Raw genomic sequence first — 13,376 nt, forward strand, 5'->3', positions numbered from 1 at the left:
TTGTCGGATGGTCGCTCAGTGCTGTGCGCGCGCGGCCGCTTTTTCGGCGCGCGCCTGCTTGGCGTAATGGTGGTGCGCGATCGCGCAGCCCGCGACGGCGCCCATCACGGCATGGCCCTTGCCGACGAAATGCCCCGCAACACCGCCCGCGGCAGCGCCACGGATGCAGCCCTTGGCAAGAACGGGCGAGGCCGACGCCAGCGCGGCGGCGACGGCAAGCAGGGAGACGATACGCATTCGGATGTCCTTACAATGGAACCTTGGAGAGCGATCTTGGCGCGGCGACCGTGTGCTGTCTCGTGAAATAATGTTCACGCTTCGGTCTCTTTCCGCGTCATCGGCGTCCCAGGTCCGCCAGCAGCAGCCGCCCGAAAGTGGCGGGATCCTTGACTTGGGGCGCATGGCCGGCGCCGGGGATTCGAACGATCCGTGCGTCGGGGAAGCGGCGCACCGCGCCCTCCGCGGCTTGCGGCACCGTCTGGACTTGCGCCCGCTGCGCCGCAGGCGCGGTATTGGCGCGGAAGGCGGTCAGGTCGCGCTGGCCGATGATCAGCGATACCGGTACGCGAACCCGGTCGAACTCGGCAGCGACGGGTTGCGTCTCGATCATGTCGGACAGGCGCGCCTGCGCATCCCGGTCGCGGTCGCCATCGGGCCCGGCATATTGCCCGGCGAGCATCGCGACCCAGCGATCATAGGCTGGCCGCCATTCGCCATGGTAATAATTGCGCAGCTGATAGGCCTTGATCGATGCGGCATCGGTCTTCGCCTCCTCCTGCCGCAAGGCGCCGAGTTCGGTATACGGCACGCCGTGCGCGAGCGTGTCGTTGAGCCCGAGCGGATTGACGAGCACCAGCCGATCGACGCGCTGTGGATGTAGCAAGGCGAAGCGGGTCGCGAGGATACCGCCGGTCGAATGTCCGACGAGCAGAACCTTGGCCGCCCCGGCGTGGTCGAGCAGCCCGGCGGTCAAATTCGCCAGTGCCGCAAAGCTGTATTGATAGCCCGTCGGCTTCGACGATTTGCAGAAGCCGATCTGGTCGGGCGCGATCACGCGATAGCCGTTTGCCGCGAGGGTGACGATCGTGTCCTCCCACGTCGCCGAACAGAAGTTCTTGCCGTGGAGCAGCACGACCGTCCGGCCGTTCGCCACGACGCTCGGCGGGACGTCAAGATACGCCATGCGGACCGGCGCGCCCTGCGACATCGTCTCGTACCAATGGACCGAAAAGGGGTAGGTAAATTTTTCGAGGTTCGCGCCGAGCGGAATTGTCACCGCCGCGGGGGATGGCGCCCGATCTTGCGCGCTCGCCGATGATACGGTTGCGGTCGCGACGAGAAAGACCGGGAGGATATGGCGCATGATGGATTTCCTCACCCCGGGCAGCGGGGTGCGAAGGTCCAATGAACTGATGCGCCACGGGTTCCGATTTTCCACGCTCGCGAAATGCGGTGCCCGCTTGCTTTGCCCGGCACGCGACCCCAGGTTTGCCGCAGGACACAGGAGTGCACATGATGGCCGTCAAGATCGTCGCCTTCATCGCCGTCAAGCCAGGCGCGGACGATGCCTTCATCACCGCCGCACGCGCCTGCGTTGCAGCCTCGCGCGCCGAGCCCGGCGTGCTGCATTATGAATTGTGGCGTGAGACCGAGGGCGCGCAGCGCTTCGTCTTCAATGAGCTGTATGTCGACGATGCCGCCGTGCAGCAACATATGGCCTCGGACCATTTCAAGGCGCTTGGCATCGCCGCGCGGGATCTCGCCACCGCGCGGCCGGAAATCATCGTTACCCATCCGATCGACGTGGCGGACTGAGGTCAGGCTGTCGGGCCGCCGTCAGTCTTCGTGCTGCTCGGTCATCTCGATGAAGCGCCGCGCCGCCGCGCGGTCCGCCGCATCGGGAAAGGCGATGTCGAGATCGGGCGCTGCGCCGAGCATATGGAGCAGCGTCCACAGCCCGAAGCGCCGCTCGCGGTCCTGCTCGAGCCCGAAATCGACCCGCATATGGTCGATTCCGCCCTGCAGCGCGGCGGGCGTCACCGCGGCGAGATCGCTGCTGCCGAAATAGCGCAGGAATTGATCGTCGAGGTTCATCGCTTCGTGCCGGCCTGGAGCGCGCTGCGCACGCTCGGGACGATTCGCGCGACGATGATATCGACCCCGCGCGCGTTGGGGTGCATCCCGTCGGCCTGGATCAGCCGCGGGTTCGCCGCGACCCCGTCGAGGAAGAAGGGGTAGCGCGGAACCGCATGGGCCTTGGAGAGGGTTGGATACACGGCATCGAAGGCCTGGACATACTCGCGGCCGAGGTTCGGCGCGGCGCGCATCCCGGCAAGCAACACCGGAATGTGGCGCGCCTGCAACTCGGTCAGGATCGCGTCGAGGTTCGCCTTGGCCTGCGCGACGGGCAACCCGCGCAGCATGTCGTTCGCGCCGAGCTCGACGATCACCAGATCGGGCGTCGCGCCCAGCCCGCGCAACCCCCAGCGCAATCGCGCGCGCGCCTGCGCGACGGTATCCCCGGCGACCCCGCCGTTGCGGACCGTCGCGGCGATGCCCGCGCGCCGCAACGCGGCCTGCAGCTTGGCGGTGAAGCCCGCTTCGGGCTGCAGGCCATAGCCCGCGGTAAGACTGTCGCCGAACGCCCAGATCAGCGGCGCCTTGGGGGAAGCGGTCGCACCGATCGGGGTTACGATCGAAAGCAGCGCGAGCCCGACCGCGATTTGCCGTTGCCAGCGATATCGCCCAAGGAAGTTCGATGAAACCATCCCCTGTCGATAGCGCGTTGATCGTCGCGCGCAATGTTTCGCTCGTCCTCGGCCGTCCGCCCGCGAGCGTCGAGATCCTGCGCGGGATCGATCTCGACGTCGCTGCCGGCGAGAGCGTCGCGTTGCTCGGACCATCGGGTTCGGGGAAATCGTCGCTGATGGCGGTGCTCGCCGGGCTCGAGCGTCCGACCGGCGGGAGCGTGTTGGTGGCTGGGCGCGACTTCACCACGCTCGACGAGGATGCGCTCGCGGTCGCGCGGCGCGGGCGGATCGGGATCGTGCTGCAGGCTTTTCATCTGCTGCCGACGATGACCGCGCTCGAGAATGTCGCGGTGCCGCTCGAACTGGCCGGGGAGGGCGACGCCTTCGCGCGGGCGGAGGCTGAGCTGGCGGCAGTCGGTCTCGCGCACCGGATCGGCCATTACCCCGCGCAACTATCGGGCGGCGAGCAGCAACGAGTCGCGATCGCGCGCGCGCTGGTCGGGCGTCCGGCGCTGATCTTCGCCGACGAGCCGACGGGCAATCTCGACACCGCGACCGGCGCGGCGATCATGGACGTGCTGTTCGCGCGTCACGCGGCGAGCGGTACGACGCTGTTCATCATTACCCACGATCCGCGGCTGGCGGCACGCTGCGCGCGGGTGATCGAGCTTGGCGACGGGCGGATCGTCGGCGATCGGCGCGGCGCGTGACCCTCGTCCTGCGACTTGCGGTGCGCGACCTGCGGCGCGGCGGGCGCGGGCTGCTGCTGCTCGCGATCTGCCTGTTCCTCGGGACCACTGGGCTCGCCGGGATCGGGAGCCTTGCCGCGAGCATGATCGCCGCGCTCGACGTCGATGCGCGCCAGATCCTCGGCGGCGATGTCGAGTTCAGCGTGTCGCAGCGGCGCGCAACGGTTGCCGAACTGGCGGCGTTCGCGCGTATCGGGCGCGTTTCGGAAACGGTCTCGCTGCGCGGCATGGCAAGCGCCGGCGGTGCGCCCGCTCTGGTCGATCTGCGCGCGACCGACCAGGCCTGGCCGCTGCTCGGGCAATTCCGGCTCGCGCCCGGTGCGCTGGCGGCGCGGCCGCATGGACGCGAGATCGCGATCGCACCCGCGCTGGCGGATCGGCTGGGCGTGAAGCCCGGCGCTACGCTGACCCTGGGGCAGGCGCGACTCCGCGTGATCGGCGTGATCGCGAATGAACCCGATCGCCTGGGGGCGGGCTTTGCGCTCGGGCCGCCGGTGCTGGTCGATCTGGCGGGGCTTGATGCGACTGCGCTCGTCCAGCCGGGCAGTCTGTATGAGAGCCACTACCGCGTCGTACTCACACGTCCGGAAAGCGCGGCGGCGGCGCGAGACGGCGTGCTCCGTCAGTTCCGCGGTGCGGGTTGGTCGGCCAAGCTGAGCGAGCAGGCGGCCGGCGGGTTTCGCCGCGGGATCGCGCAGCTCGGGCAATTCCTGTTGCTGGTCGGCTTGGCCGCGCTGGCGATTGCGGGCGTCGGGGTCGGCAGCGGGGTCGCCGCCTATCTCGCGGGCAAGGCGAAGATCATCGCCACACTGAAGGTGCTCGGCGCGCGATCGCGGACGATCGCGGCGATCTTCCTCGCGCAGCTTGGCCTCGTCGCCGCCGTCGGGATCGGCGCCGGGCTCGTGGTCGGGGCAGCGTTGCCCTGGGGCGTCACGGCGTTCGCCGGGGCAGCGTTACCGGTGCCGCCGCGGCTTGCGATCTATCCGGTCCCGTTGGCGACGGCGGCAGGGCTTGCCGTGCTCGTCGCTTTGCTGTTCGCCTTGCCCGCCCTGGCCCGCGCTCGCTCGGTCCCGGCGGCGACGCTGTTGCGCGACACGCTGGGCGCGCGGCGATGGCCGGGCGTGCGCGTGGTCGGCGCGATGGGGATGCTGGTCCTGGCGCTGATCGGGCTCGCGGTCGTGACCGCGTCCGACCCTTGGCTTGCGCTCGGCTTCGTCGCCGCGATCCTCGTGCTGATCGCGCTGCTCTGGGGCTGTGGCGTCGCGATCCGGGCCATCGCTGCGCGTGTGCCGCGCTCGCGCAGACCGCTGCTGCGGCTGGCGATCGCCAATCTTTACCGGCCGGGGGCGCAGACCGACCGGCTCGTTGTCGCGCTCGGACTCGGCTTCTCGCTGTTCGTCGCGCTCGCCGTGATCGATTCGAGCCTTGGCGCCGAACTCCACAACGCCGCGCCCGCCAAGGCGCCGCGCTTCTTCGCGATCGACCTGCAGCCCGACGATGCCGCAACGTTCGCACGCGCGGTCCGTAGCGCAGCGCCGAGCGCGAAGATCGAGGCGCTGCCGTCGCTGCGCGGATCCATCGTCGCGTTGCGCGGCGTCCCCGTCAGCAAGATCAAGACGCTGCCAAGCGACGCGTGGGTGTTGCGCGGCGACCGGACGATCACCTGGGCGGCGCGCCTGCCGCCCCGCAATGCGGTCGTCGCCGGGCGCTGGTGGCCCGCCGGGTATCGCGGGCCGCCGCTCGTGTCGCTCGAGGACAAGGCCGCGGCGGCCCTCGGGCTGCATGTCGGCGATACGATCACCGTCTCGGTGCTCGGGGTCGACGTACCCGCAAAAATCGCGGCGCTACGCAAGATCGATTGGGGCGGGCTCGGGCTCAATTTCGCGATCGTCTTCTCGCCTGGCTATATCGAGGAAGCGCCGCATGGCCTGCTCGCCAGCGTCTATGCCGCGCCCGAGCGCGACGGCGCGATCGCACGACAGGTCGCGGCGGCATTGCCGTCGGTGACGCTGATCCGGGTGGGCGACGTGATCGGCCAGGTCAGCGCGGTGCTCGGCCAGATCGCGCTTGCGATCCGCGCTGCGGCGGCGGTGACGGTCGCTGCGGGGGTCGCGGTGCTGATCGGCGCGGTCGCGGCCTCGGGCACGACTCGGCGCTACGATGCGGTGATCCTCAAGCTGCTTGGCGGCAGTCGGCGACAGGTGCTCGGCGCGCAGGCGCTCGAATATGCGATCCTCTCGCTTGTCCTCGTCGTGGTCGCGCTGGCGATGGGCTCGGCGGCGGGTTCGTACGTCGTCACGCAGGTCTTCAAGATCGGCTGGGCGCCGCGCTGGGACGTGGTCGGGGCAACGCTCGCCGCAGCCGTCGCGCTGACGCTCGGGACCGGGCTGGCGGGCAGCCTCCCGGCGCTGCGGGCGCGCCCCGCAAGCGCGCTGCGCGAGCTCTAGTCGGTCACCCTGCCGCGCAGCGACTTGACCGTCGAGCGCTTGGTCTTCCCGTCGAGCCGCTTGGCCTTGGCCGCCTTGGAGGGTTTGGTCGGGCGGCGGCGCTTGGGGACGATCGTTGCCTCGCGGATCAGCTCGACCAGCCGTTCGCGGACCTCCTGCCGGTTGAGCAATTGCGAGCGGGCGCCTTCGCTCCGCAGCACCAACACGCCGTCGCGCGTCAGCCGTGATCCAGCGAGCACCGCGAGTCGGTTCTTCACCGCGTCGGGCAGCGACGGCGATGCGGCGACGTCGAAACGCAGCAGTACCGCGCTGTCGGTCGTGTTGACGTGCTGCCCGCCCGGGCCGCCGGCACGGGTGAACGATTCCTGCAGTTCGTCGCTGTCGACGCTGATCGAGCGGGTGATCGGGATGGCGGCCATTGCGCCTCCCTAAAAGATAAGCGCGGCGCGGTCGATCATGCAGGCGGTCGATCAAGCCGGTGGGCGCTTTCGCCGCGCGCGCGAAAGCGATAGGGGCAGGGCATGTACGACTTCACGATCGATCAAAGCTCGAAGGCCGAGCTGTACCGCGACCTCCATTCGGCGCTCGACGCGCTGACCGATGGCGAACAGGACGCGATCGCCAATATGGCCAATTCCGCCGCGCTGATCTGGCAATATCTGCCCGATCTCAACTGGGCAGGCTTCTACCGGTTGGTCGGTGATACGCTCGTCGTCGGGCCCTTCCTCGGCAAGCCCGCATGTATCCGCATCGCGCTCGTCGACGGCGTGTGTGGCGCCGCCGCCCGGACCCGCACGACGCAACGGGTCGACGACGTCCACGCCTTTCCCGGCCACATCGCCTGCGATGCGGCGAGTCGGTCGGAACTGGTCGTGCCGATCGTCCACGACGGCCGGCTGATCGGCGTGGTCGATCTCGACAGCCCGAGCGCGGCGCGCTTCGATGCGGCCGATGCCGCCGGGTGCGAGGCGCTGATGGCACTGCTGGCGCCGCGGATCGCGGGCTGATCCGAAACGGGACAGCCGTTAATCTAGAATCGCTTCGATCGAAATGGTAGCTGACGGGTTAACGCTTCGTACACACTTTGTGTATGGTGCCGTTCCGGAGGCTTGACGATGCGACCCTTTATCCTCGCCACTCTGACGCTGGTCACTGCGCTTGGTGCGGGACAGGCCGATGCGCAACGGTATCGCGGGGGTGGGTCCAACCCGGGCGCGCCCTATCCCGTGCCGGGCGCTACGATGCCTTCGCCGCCTGCGCCCGTTCCGCAAATGCAGCCCCAAATGCAGGGTCAAATGCAGCGGCCGCCGATGACCGTTCCCGACCGGCCTTATCCCGGCCCGCGTCCGGTGAATCAGGCCGATCGGCATCGCTGGGGCGGATCGGTCGGCGGGCGCTGGCAGGGCGGGCTGAACGCGCCGGGCGGCTGGAACGCCTATCGTCCGCGGTCGCGCGGCTATCGCATGCCGGGCTATTGGTTCTCGCCGAACTTCTTCATCGGCGACTATTCCGGCTATGGGCTGTCGGCACCGCCAGCCGGTTATGGCTGGTATCGCTATTATGACGATGCCGTGCTGCTCGATCCGCGCGGCCGGGTCTACGATACCGTTGACGGGCTCGATTGGGACGGCGGCTATCAGGGCGGCTATGAGGATGGTGGGTATGATCGGTCGGGCGGCTACGGCCGACCCTATCCGCCGCAGGCCTATCCCGCACCGCTGCCGCCGATCGTCCAGAACGGCACCGTAACAACTTATTCGACTTCGTCTGGTTATGGATCTGGCTATGGCGGCGGCTACGGCTATGCCTATCCGGGCGCGACGACCACGGTGGTGACGATCCAGTCCGCGCCCATCGTCACCACGACAACCACAGAATATGTCGAAACCGTCCGCGAGCGGCACGTCTATCGCGCCGCGCGCAAGCGCTATTACCGGCCTGTCCGCCGCACGCCGGTGTGCCGTCCGGTCGAGCAGCCGATCTTGGGAAGCTGACCGCGCTCAGCGCTTGCGCGGTTCGGGTCCGGCAAAGCTCACCAGGCTTTCGGATCCGTCCGCCGCGACTGCGCTGACGCCGACGAAATGATCGTCGACGCTGATGTCCTTGAGCACCGTGCTCGTCGCACTGCCCGGGACGTCGAGAGACTTCTGCCAATCCTGCGTGTCGTTGCGGCGCCAATGGATGCGGTACGCGCTTGCGCCAGCGACGGGTTCCCATTTCACCGTCGTATCGAAGCTCAACGCCCCGGCAACCGTCACGCCGTCTGGCGCAGCGGGCGCTGCCGCGAGGCGACGGATCGTCGCGACGTTGATCGCGGTGACCTTGGCGAGATAGGGAAAGTCCATCTTGTCGATCGTGTCGCCATACGCGATGCCGTTTTCGACCCGCACGTCCTGATGCTGCTGCGTCCAATTCTCCGCGCCGACCGAGAATCGCACCGCGGGATAGCCGAGCTTGAGGAACGGCTCATGGTCGCCGCCGCGCCCGAAGCGATCGGGTCGGCGATCGACAAACACGTCGAGCCCGCCGGTAATTTTCCCCGCGACGCCGTCGATCGTCTTGGCGAGGCTGCGCGAGGGACCGTCATCCTCGCCTCCATTGCCGCGCCGCGCCAGTTGCGCGGGCAATTCGTCCGCCGCGCGAATGCCTTCCGAAAAGACGCGCACCCGGTCGGCGACGCGCACACCATTCTGCCCCATCGTGTTGCCGACGATGTCGTTGTTGAGCATCGCAGAGACCGTCCAGCCGCGCGCCTTGGCGGTTTCCGCGAGCAGCGTCCCGCCGAACAGCCCCTGCTCCTCGCCCGAAAACACCGCATAGACGATCGTCGCGCGGAATTTGTCCTTCGACAGGATCCGCGCCGCCTCGAGCACAAGCGCGACTCCCGATGCGTCGTCGTTCGCGCCCGGAGCATCGTGCGTCGCGTCCATTTCGTTGCTGACGCGGCTATCGATATGCGCGCCGACGATGATCACGCGCTTGGGGTCGAGGCCCTGCTGGAAGCCAAGCACATCGACCACGTTGACGCCATTCGGCGCGCGTGCGTTGGTAAAGGTTCGCGCGACGTTGGCGACGGTGATGCAGCCATCGCACGCATCCGCAATGCGGGTGAGCTCGCCACCTGCCCAGGTTCGCGCTGCGCCGATTCCGCGGACCGGATCGTCGGCAGAGGAGAGCGTGTGTCGCGTGCCAAAGCTGACGAGCTTCTCGACCGTCGCCTTGAGTCGTGCCGGATCGGGCGCCGGCTGGACTGCGTCCTTGGCGAAAGCGGGCGTTGCAAGAATCGCGAACAGCGCGGCGGCGGTGGGGAGGGTACGCATCACCGCATCGTGGCGGGATCGCGGCTGCGGCGCAAGCTGATCGGATGAGCGGTCGTCACCCTGGTCATTCCGGGCTCACGCCGGCATCCAGGCCACTCATATGGATCGCCCCTTGATCAAGGTGGGCTGACGGGGCGCCGAATCAGCTCAGTCGGTCGATCGCCTCACGGTCGAGCGAGCCCGGGATGATCATCAACGGGATCGGCAAGGCCGCGTCGGCGCCCACGAAATGCGCGACCAATGGGCCGGGCACCCCACTTGCCGCCGCTGCGAGCACGAGCGCGGCGATGTCGGGATTGGCGGCGATCATGTCGCGGATCACCCTTGGCCCTTCGCCCTGCCGCACCGTCAAGGCGGGCTTCAACCCCGATTCCTGAAGCAAGGTGCCTGCCGCCGCGGTGACCAGCCCTTCGGCGTGCTGGCGCGCTTCCTCCTCGATCGTCGCCTGGATCCCGGCAAAGGCGGTGAATTCGGTCGGCGGGATCAGCGCGAGAATCTCGACGCCGCCGCCGGTCTTGACCGCGCGCCGCGCGGCGAAGCGCAGCGCGATGCTGCTTTCGTGTGTCTCGTCGATCACGACCAGATAGGTCCGCATGGCGCTCGCTCTCCCCCCACAGCGAAATTGTGAGCGATAGGTGGGGCTAAGTACCGCAAGGTGCAAGCCATGGCCTTGACCATCCGCGCGTCGGGCGCGAGAGACGACCCCTACGGATTCGGACAGATGAGGACGCGTTGATGCCGGTCGAAATCAAGATGCCCGCTCTTTCTCCCACGATGGAGGAAGGCACGCTGGCAAAATGGCTGGTCAAGGAAGGGGACACCGTCAAATCGGGTGACCTGATGGCCGAGATCGAAACCGACAAGGCGACGATGGAATTCGAAGCCGTTGACGAAGGCACGATCGGCAAGATCCTGGTCGCTGAGGGGACCGACAATGTGAAGGTCGGAACGGTCATCGCCACGCTGCTCGCCGAGGGCGAGAGCGCCGACGCGACGACGCCCGCGCCGGCCGCCAAGGAATCCGGGCCCAAGCCGTCACCGGCCGATCCCAACAAGACCGGCAGCGAGGCCAAGCCGGTCGAGCGCACGCCCGAACAGGCAGAGGATCATGGCAATTCCGAAGGCGGCGCTGCGCCGAAGTCGACCCCGGCTGCTGCGCCCGCACCGCGCCAGGATGGCGATCGCGTCAAGGCAAGCCCGCTCGCGCGCCGGATCGCCGCCGAAAAGAGCATCGACCTCGCCACGCTGCAGGGTTCGGGCCCCAACGGCCGAATCGTCCGTGCCGATCTCGAAGGTGCGAAAGTGTCGAGCGCAGCCCCGGCTGCGACGGCGGCCGCACCCGCAACCAGCGCTGCGCCGGCACCTGCGGCACCTGCCAAGCCTGCCGCGATCCCGGACATTCCGCACACCGCGGAAAAGCTCAGCAACGTCCGCAAGACGATCGCGCGCCGCCTGACCGAATCGAAGCAGACCGTTCCGCACATCTATCTGACGGTCGACATCCGTCTCGACGCGCTGCTCAAGCTGCGTGGCGAGATGAACAAGGGCCTCGAGGGCCGTGGCGTGAAGCTGTCGGTCAACGATCTGCTGATCAAGGCACTCGCCGCCAGCCTGATCCAGGTGCCCAAGTGCAACGTGATGTTCACCCCCGACCAGCTGATCAGCTTCAGCCGCGCCGACATCTCGGTCGCAGTGTCGACCCCGTCGGGGCTGATCACGCCGATCATCTCGGGCGCCGACAGCAAGGGCGTCGCGAAGATCTCGGCCGAGATGAAGGACCTCGCGGCACGCGCACGCGACAACAAGCTCAAGCCAGAGGAATATAAGGGCGGCACGGCCTCGCTCAGCAACATGGGCATGTACGGTATCAAGCAGTTCGAAGCGGTGATCAACCCGCCGCAGGGCATGATCATGGCGATCGGTTCGGGCGAGAAGCGCCCCTACATCATCGACGACGCGCTCGGCGTGGCGACGGTGATGTCGGCGACGGGCAGCTTCGACCATCGCGCGATCGACGGGGCCGATGGCGCCGAGCTGATGCAGGCGTTCAAGGCGCTGGTCGAATCCCCGCTGTCGATGCTGGCCTGATGCTCGGCCGCCGCACCCTGATCGAGCTGCTGCACATCGCCGCCGGCGTGATCGGGGCGGCGGTGATCGCCTATGGCGCGGTCTGGTCGCTGCCGCACGCCGCGAGCCCGATCTGGGAAGTGGCGTTCGGCATGATGGTCGTGATCGTGCTCATGGGACTTCCGTCGCTACGCCTCGCGTGGCGCGCGGACCGGGCACGGCGCGGCTGACGCGTTCGGCATGAACGACCAGCCCCCGAGCACTTCGCCCGCGATCCGCGCGACCGCGATGGCGTGCGATGCCAATCCGTACGGCAAGATCTTCGTCGGATGGCTGATGGGGCAGATGGCGCTGGCGGCAGGATCGGTCGCCTCCCGCCATTGCGGTGGGCGCGCGCCCGTCGTCGCGGCGGACGGCTTCAGCTTCACCGCACCCGTCGAGATCGGCGACGAGGTCTCGTTCCATGCCGAGATCGTCAAGACCGGGCGCAGCTCGATGACCATTGCGGTCGACGTCTGGCGGCGTGATCGGCACAGCGAAGCTACTGAACGCGCCGCTCGCGGCACCTATATTCTTGTTTCGATGGGCGAGGACGACCGACCGCGCCCGCTAGTGATAGAGGAATCCTCCCTTGGCTGACCAATTCGACCTCATCATCCTCGGTTCGGGCCCCGGCGGTTATGTCGCCGCGATCCGCGCGGCGCAGCTCGGTCTCAAGACCGCGATCGTCGAGCGCGAGCGCCTCGGCGGTATCTGCCTCAACTGGGGCTGCATCCCGACCAAGGCGCTGCTGCGCACGTCGGAAATCTATCATTACATGCAGAATGCCGAGAGCTACGGGCTCAAGGCCGACAACGTCTCGTTCGACCTCAACAAGGTGGTCGAGCGCAGCCGCAAGGTGGCGGGGCAGCTCAATGCCGGCGTCAAGGGCCTGATGAAGAAGAACAAGGTTCAGGTGTTCGAAGGCTTCGGCGCGCTGACCGGCAAGGGCAAGCTCTCGGTCAAGCAGGGCGACAAGACGAGCGAGCTCGAGGCCAAGCACATCATCATCGGCACCGGCGCGCGCGCGCGCGACCTGCCGTTCGCCAAGGCCGACGGCGAGCGGATCTGGACCTATCGCCATGCGATGGTGCCGCCGGAAATGCCGACCAAGCTTTTGGTGATCGGATCGGGCGCGATCGGCGTCGAGTTCGCGAGCTTCTACAACGACATGGGCGCCGACGTTACGATCGTCGAGATGCTGCCGCGCATCCTCCCCGTCGAGGACGAGGAAGTCAGCGCGTTCATGGACAAGGCGCTCACCAAGCAGGGCATCAAGCTGCTCGTCGGCACCGGGCTCGAGGCGTTGACGCCGAACGCCAAGGGCGTGACGGCGAAGATCAAGAACAAGGACGGCACGGTCACGACCGAAGAGTTCAGCCATGCGATCGTCGCGATCGGCATCGTGCCCAACACCGAGAATATCGGGATCGAGGCGCTCGGGATCGAGACCGAGCGCGGGCACATCAAGGTCGACGGCTATGCGCGCACCAATGTCGAGGGGATCTACGCGATCGGCGACGTGACCGGCGCGCCGTGGCTGGCGCACAAGGCGAGCCATGAGGGCGTCGTCTGCGTCGAGGCGATCGCCGGCCTCAAGCCGCATCCGTTCGAAAAGTGGAACATTCCGGGCTGCACCTATTCGCGCCCGCAGGTCGCGAGCGTCGGCTTCACCGAGGCCAAGGCCAAGGAAGCGGGTTACGAACTCAAGGTCGGCAAATTCCCGTTCATCGGCAACGGCAAGGCGATCGCGCTCGGCGAGGCCGAGGGCTTCGTCAAGACGGTGTTCGACGCCAAGACCGGCGAGCTGCTCGGCGCGCACATGGTCGGCGCCGAGGTGACTGAGCTGATCCAGGGCTATGTCGTCGCGCGTCAGCTCGAGACGACCGAGGCCGAGCTGATGGAAACGGTGTTCGCGCATCCGACGCTCAGCGAAATGATGCATGAGAGCGTGCTCGGCGCGTACGGCCGGGCGATCCATATCTAAGCGCCGCAGCGGCCGCG

The 13,376-nt window shown here is 67.8% G+C and carries 16 protein-coding genes; 9 read left to right on the top strand and 7 right to left on the bottom strand.

Features of this window, described 5'->3' with window-relative positions:
- Window positions 1-15 precede the first annotated feature (15 nt).
- Together ACVWYO_RS19960 and ACVWYO_RS19965 are read right to left on the bottom strand one after the other, a co-directional pair.
- Window positions 16-237 carry a hypothetical protein gene (locus ACVWYO_RS19960; protein ID WP_457353794.1) on the bottom strand — a complete coding sequence of 74 codons (222 nt, stop codon included), beginning with the start codon at window positions 235-237 and terminating at the stop codon, window positions 16-18.
- A 97-nt stretch (window positions 238-334) separates the two neighbouring features.
- Window positions 335-1,363 carry an alpha/beta fold hydrolase gene (locus ACVWYO_RS19965; protein ID WP_457353796.1) on the bottom strand — a complete coding sequence of 343 codons (1,029 nt, stop codon included), beginning with the start codon at window positions 1,361-1,363 and terminating at the stop codon, window positions 335-337.
- Window positions 1,364-1,515: 152 nt separating this feature from the next.
- Between ACVWYO_RS19965 and ACVWYO_RS19970 the strand changes: the two genes are divergently transcribed.
- Entirely contained in the window at window positions 1,516-1,815 is a 300-nt protein-coding gene (locus ACVWYO_RS19970) for a putative quinol monooxygenase (RefSeq protein WP_457353798.1), read from the top strand.
- A gap of 21 nt (window positions 1,816-1,836) precedes the next feature.
- Here the strand turns inward: ACVWYO_RS19970 and ACVWYO_RS19975 are convergent, their stop codons facing one another.
- Window positions 1,837-2,094 carry a hypothetical protein gene (locus ACVWYO_RS19975; protein ID WP_457353800.1) on the bottom strand — a complete coding sequence of 86 codons (258 nt, stop codon included), beginning with the start codon at window positions 2,092-2,094 and terminating at the stop codon, window positions 1,837-1,839.
- A complete protein-coding gene (locus ACVWYO_RS19980; protein WP_457353802.1) occupies window positions 2,091-2,768 on the bottom strand; it encodes an arylesterase in 678 nt (225 codons plus the stop codon). The genes ACVWYO_RS19975 and ACVWYO_RS19980 overlap by 4 nt, the downstream gene beginning before the upstream one ends.
- Between ACVWYO_RS19980 and ACVWYO_RS19985 the strand changes: the two genes are divergently transcribed.
- A complete protein-coding gene (locus ACVWYO_RS19985) occupies window positions 2,759-3,460 on the top strand; it encodes an ABC transporter ATP-binding protein (protein WP_457353804.1) in 702 nt (233 codons plus the stop codon). The genes ACVWYO_RS19980 and ACVWYO_RS19985 overlap by 10 nt on opposite strands.
- Complete coding sequence (locus tag ACVWYO_RS19990) at window positions 3,457-5,946, top strand: ABC transporter permease (RefSeq protein WP_457353805.1); 2,490 nt, start codon at window positions 3,457-3,459, stop codon at window positions 5,944-5,946. The genes ACVWYO_RS19985 and ACVWYO_RS19990 overlap by 4 nt, the downstream gene beginning before the upstream one ends.
- Here ACVWYO_RS19990 and arfB read toward each other — a convergent pair.
- Window positions 5,943-6,365: an alternative ribosome rescue aminoacyl-tRNA hydrolase ArfB gene (gene arfB / locus ACVWYO_RS19995; protein ID WP_457353807.1), complete on the bottom strand. Its 423-nt coding sequence runs from the start codon at window positions 6,363-6,365 to the stop codon at window positions 5,943-5,945. The two genes, ACVWYO_RS19990 and arfB, sit on opposite strands and share 4 nt — an antisense overlap.
- Before the next feature lie 102 nt (window positions 6,366-6,467).
- On the opposite strand from arfB, the gene ACVWYO_RS20000 reads away from it, so the two are divergent.
- Window positions 6,468-6,953: a GAF domain-containing protein gene (locus ACVWYO_RS20000; protein WP_457353809.1), complete on the top strand. Its 486-nt coding sequence runs from the start codon at window positions 6,468-6,470 to the stop codon at window positions 6,951-6,953.
- A 108-nt stretch (window positions 6,954-7,061) separates the two neighbouring features.
- The gene (locus ACVWYO_RS20005) at window positions 7,062-7,940 is read left to right on the top strand and encodes an RcnB family protein (protein ID WP_457353810.1); all 879 of its coding nucleotides are present in this window, start codon (window positions 7,062-7,064) and stop codon (window positions 7,938-7,940) included.
- A 6-nt stretch (window positions 7,941-7,946) separates the two neighbouring features.
- Here ACVWYO_RS20005 and ACVWYO_RS20010 read toward each other — a convergent pair whose 3' ends face one another.
- Entirely contained in the window at window positions 7,947-9,266 is a 1,320-nt protein-coding gene (locus tag ACVWYO_RS20010; protein ID WP_457353812.1) for a M28 family metallopeptidase, read from the bottom strand.
- 142 nt (window positions 9,267-9,408) lie between these two features.
- A complete protein-coding gene (locus ACVWYO_RS20015; RefSeq protein ID WP_457353814.1) occupies window positions 9,409-9,861 on the bottom strand; it encodes a universal stress protein in 453 nt (150 codons plus the stop codon).
- Window positions 9,862-10,001: 140 nt separating this feature from the next.
- Between ACVWYO_RS20015 and ACVWYO_RS20020 the strand changes: the two genes are divergently transcribed.
- From ACVWYO_RS20020 to lpdA, 4 genes are read left to right on the top strand one after another with little or no spacing between them, the layout of a single operon-like run.
- A complete protein-coding gene (locus ACVWYO_RS20020; RefSeq protein WP_457353816.1) occupies window positions 10,002-11,354 on the top strand; it encodes a pyruvate dehydrogenase complex dihydrolipoamide acetyltransferase in 1,353 nt (450 codons plus the stop codon).
- Window positions 11,354-11,563 carry a hypothetical protein gene (locus ACVWYO_RS20025; protein WP_457353818.1) on the top strand — a complete coding sequence of 70 codons (210 nt, stop codon included), beginning with the start codon at window positions 11,354-11,356 and terminating at the stop codon, window positions 11,561-11,563. The genes ACVWYO_RS20020 and ACVWYO_RS20025 overlap by 1 nt, the downstream gene beginning before the upstream one ends.
- 10 nt (window positions 11,564-11,573) lie before the next feature.
- Window positions 11,574-11,972, top strand: a complete 399-nt coding sequence (locus tag ACVWYO_RS20030; RefSeq protein WP_457353820.1) for an acyl-CoA thioesterase — start codon at window positions 11,574-11,576, stop codon at window positions 11,970-11,972.
- Window positions 11,965-13,359 (top strand): dihydrolipoyl dehydrogenase, encoded by a 1,395-nt coding sequence (gene lpdA, locus ACVWYO_RS20035; RefSeq protein ID WP_457353822.1) that lies wholly within the window; start codon window positions 11,965-11,967, stop codon window positions 13,357-13,359. Before ACVWYO_RS20030 ends, lpdA begins: the two co-directional genes overlap by 8 nt.
- The last annotated feature ends 17 nt before the right edge of the window (window positions 13,360-13,376 follow it).

This window comes from Sphingomonas sp. UYP23 (genome assembly GCF_054059235.1).

Coding starts and splice junctions, on each gene's coding strand:
- ACVWYO_RS19975 (WP_457353800.1), bottom strand. CDS start 2,094: ATGAACCTCGACGATCAATTCCTGCGCTATTTCGGCAGCAGCGATCTC.
- ACVWYO_RS19970 (WP_457353798.1), top strand. CDS start 1,516: ATGGCCGTCAAGATCGTCGCCTTCATCGCCGTCAAGCCAGGCGCGGAC.
- ACVWYO_RS20020 (WP_457353816.1), top strand. CDS start 10,002: ATGCCGGTCGAAATCAAGATGCCCGCTCTTTCTCCCACGATGGAGGAA.
- ACVWYO_RS19985 (WP_457353804.1), top strand. CDS start 2,759: ATGAAACCATCCCCTGTCGATAGCGCGTTGATCGTCGCGCGCAATGTT.
- ACVWYO_RS19980 (WP_457353802.1), bottom strand. CDS start 2,768: ATGGTTTCATCGAACTTCCTTGGGCGATATCGCTGGCAACGGCAAATC.
- ACVWYO_RS20015 (WP_457353814.1), bottom strand. CDS start 9,861: ATGCGGACCTATCTGGTCGTGATCGACGAGACACACGAAAGCAGCATC.
- ACVWYO_RS20030 (WP_457353820.1), top strand. CDS start 11,574: ATGAACGACCAGCCCCCGAGCACTTCGCCCGCGATCCGCGCGACCGCG.
- ACVWYO_RS20000 (WP_457353809.1), top strand. CDS start 6,468: ATGTACGACTTCACGATCGATCAAAGCTCGAAGGCCGAGCTGTACCGC.
- ACVWYO_RS19960 (WP_457353794.1), bottom strand. CDS start 237: ATGCGTATCGTCTCCCTGCTTGCCGTCGCCGCCGCGCTGGCGTCGGCC.
- ACVWYO_RS20010 (WP_457353812.1), bottom strand. CDS start 9,266: ATGCGTACCCTCCCCACCGCCGCCGCGCTGTTCGCGATTCTTGCAACG.
- ACVWYO_RS20005 (WP_457353810.1), top strand. CDS start 7,062: ATGCGACCCTTTATCCTCGCCACTCTGACGCTGGTCACTGCGCTTGGT.
- ACVWYO_RS20025 (WP_457353818.1), top strand. CDS start 11,354: ATGCTCGGCCGCCGCACCCTGATCGAGCTGCTGCACATCGCCGCCGGC.
- ACVWYO_RS19965 (WP_457353796.1), bottom strand. CDS start 1,363: ATGCGCCATATCCTCCCGGTCTTTCTCGTCGCGACCGCAACCGTATCA.
- arfB (WP_457353807.1), bottom strand. CDS start 6,365: ATGGCCGCCATCCCGATCACCCGCTCGATCAGCGTCGACAGCGACGAA.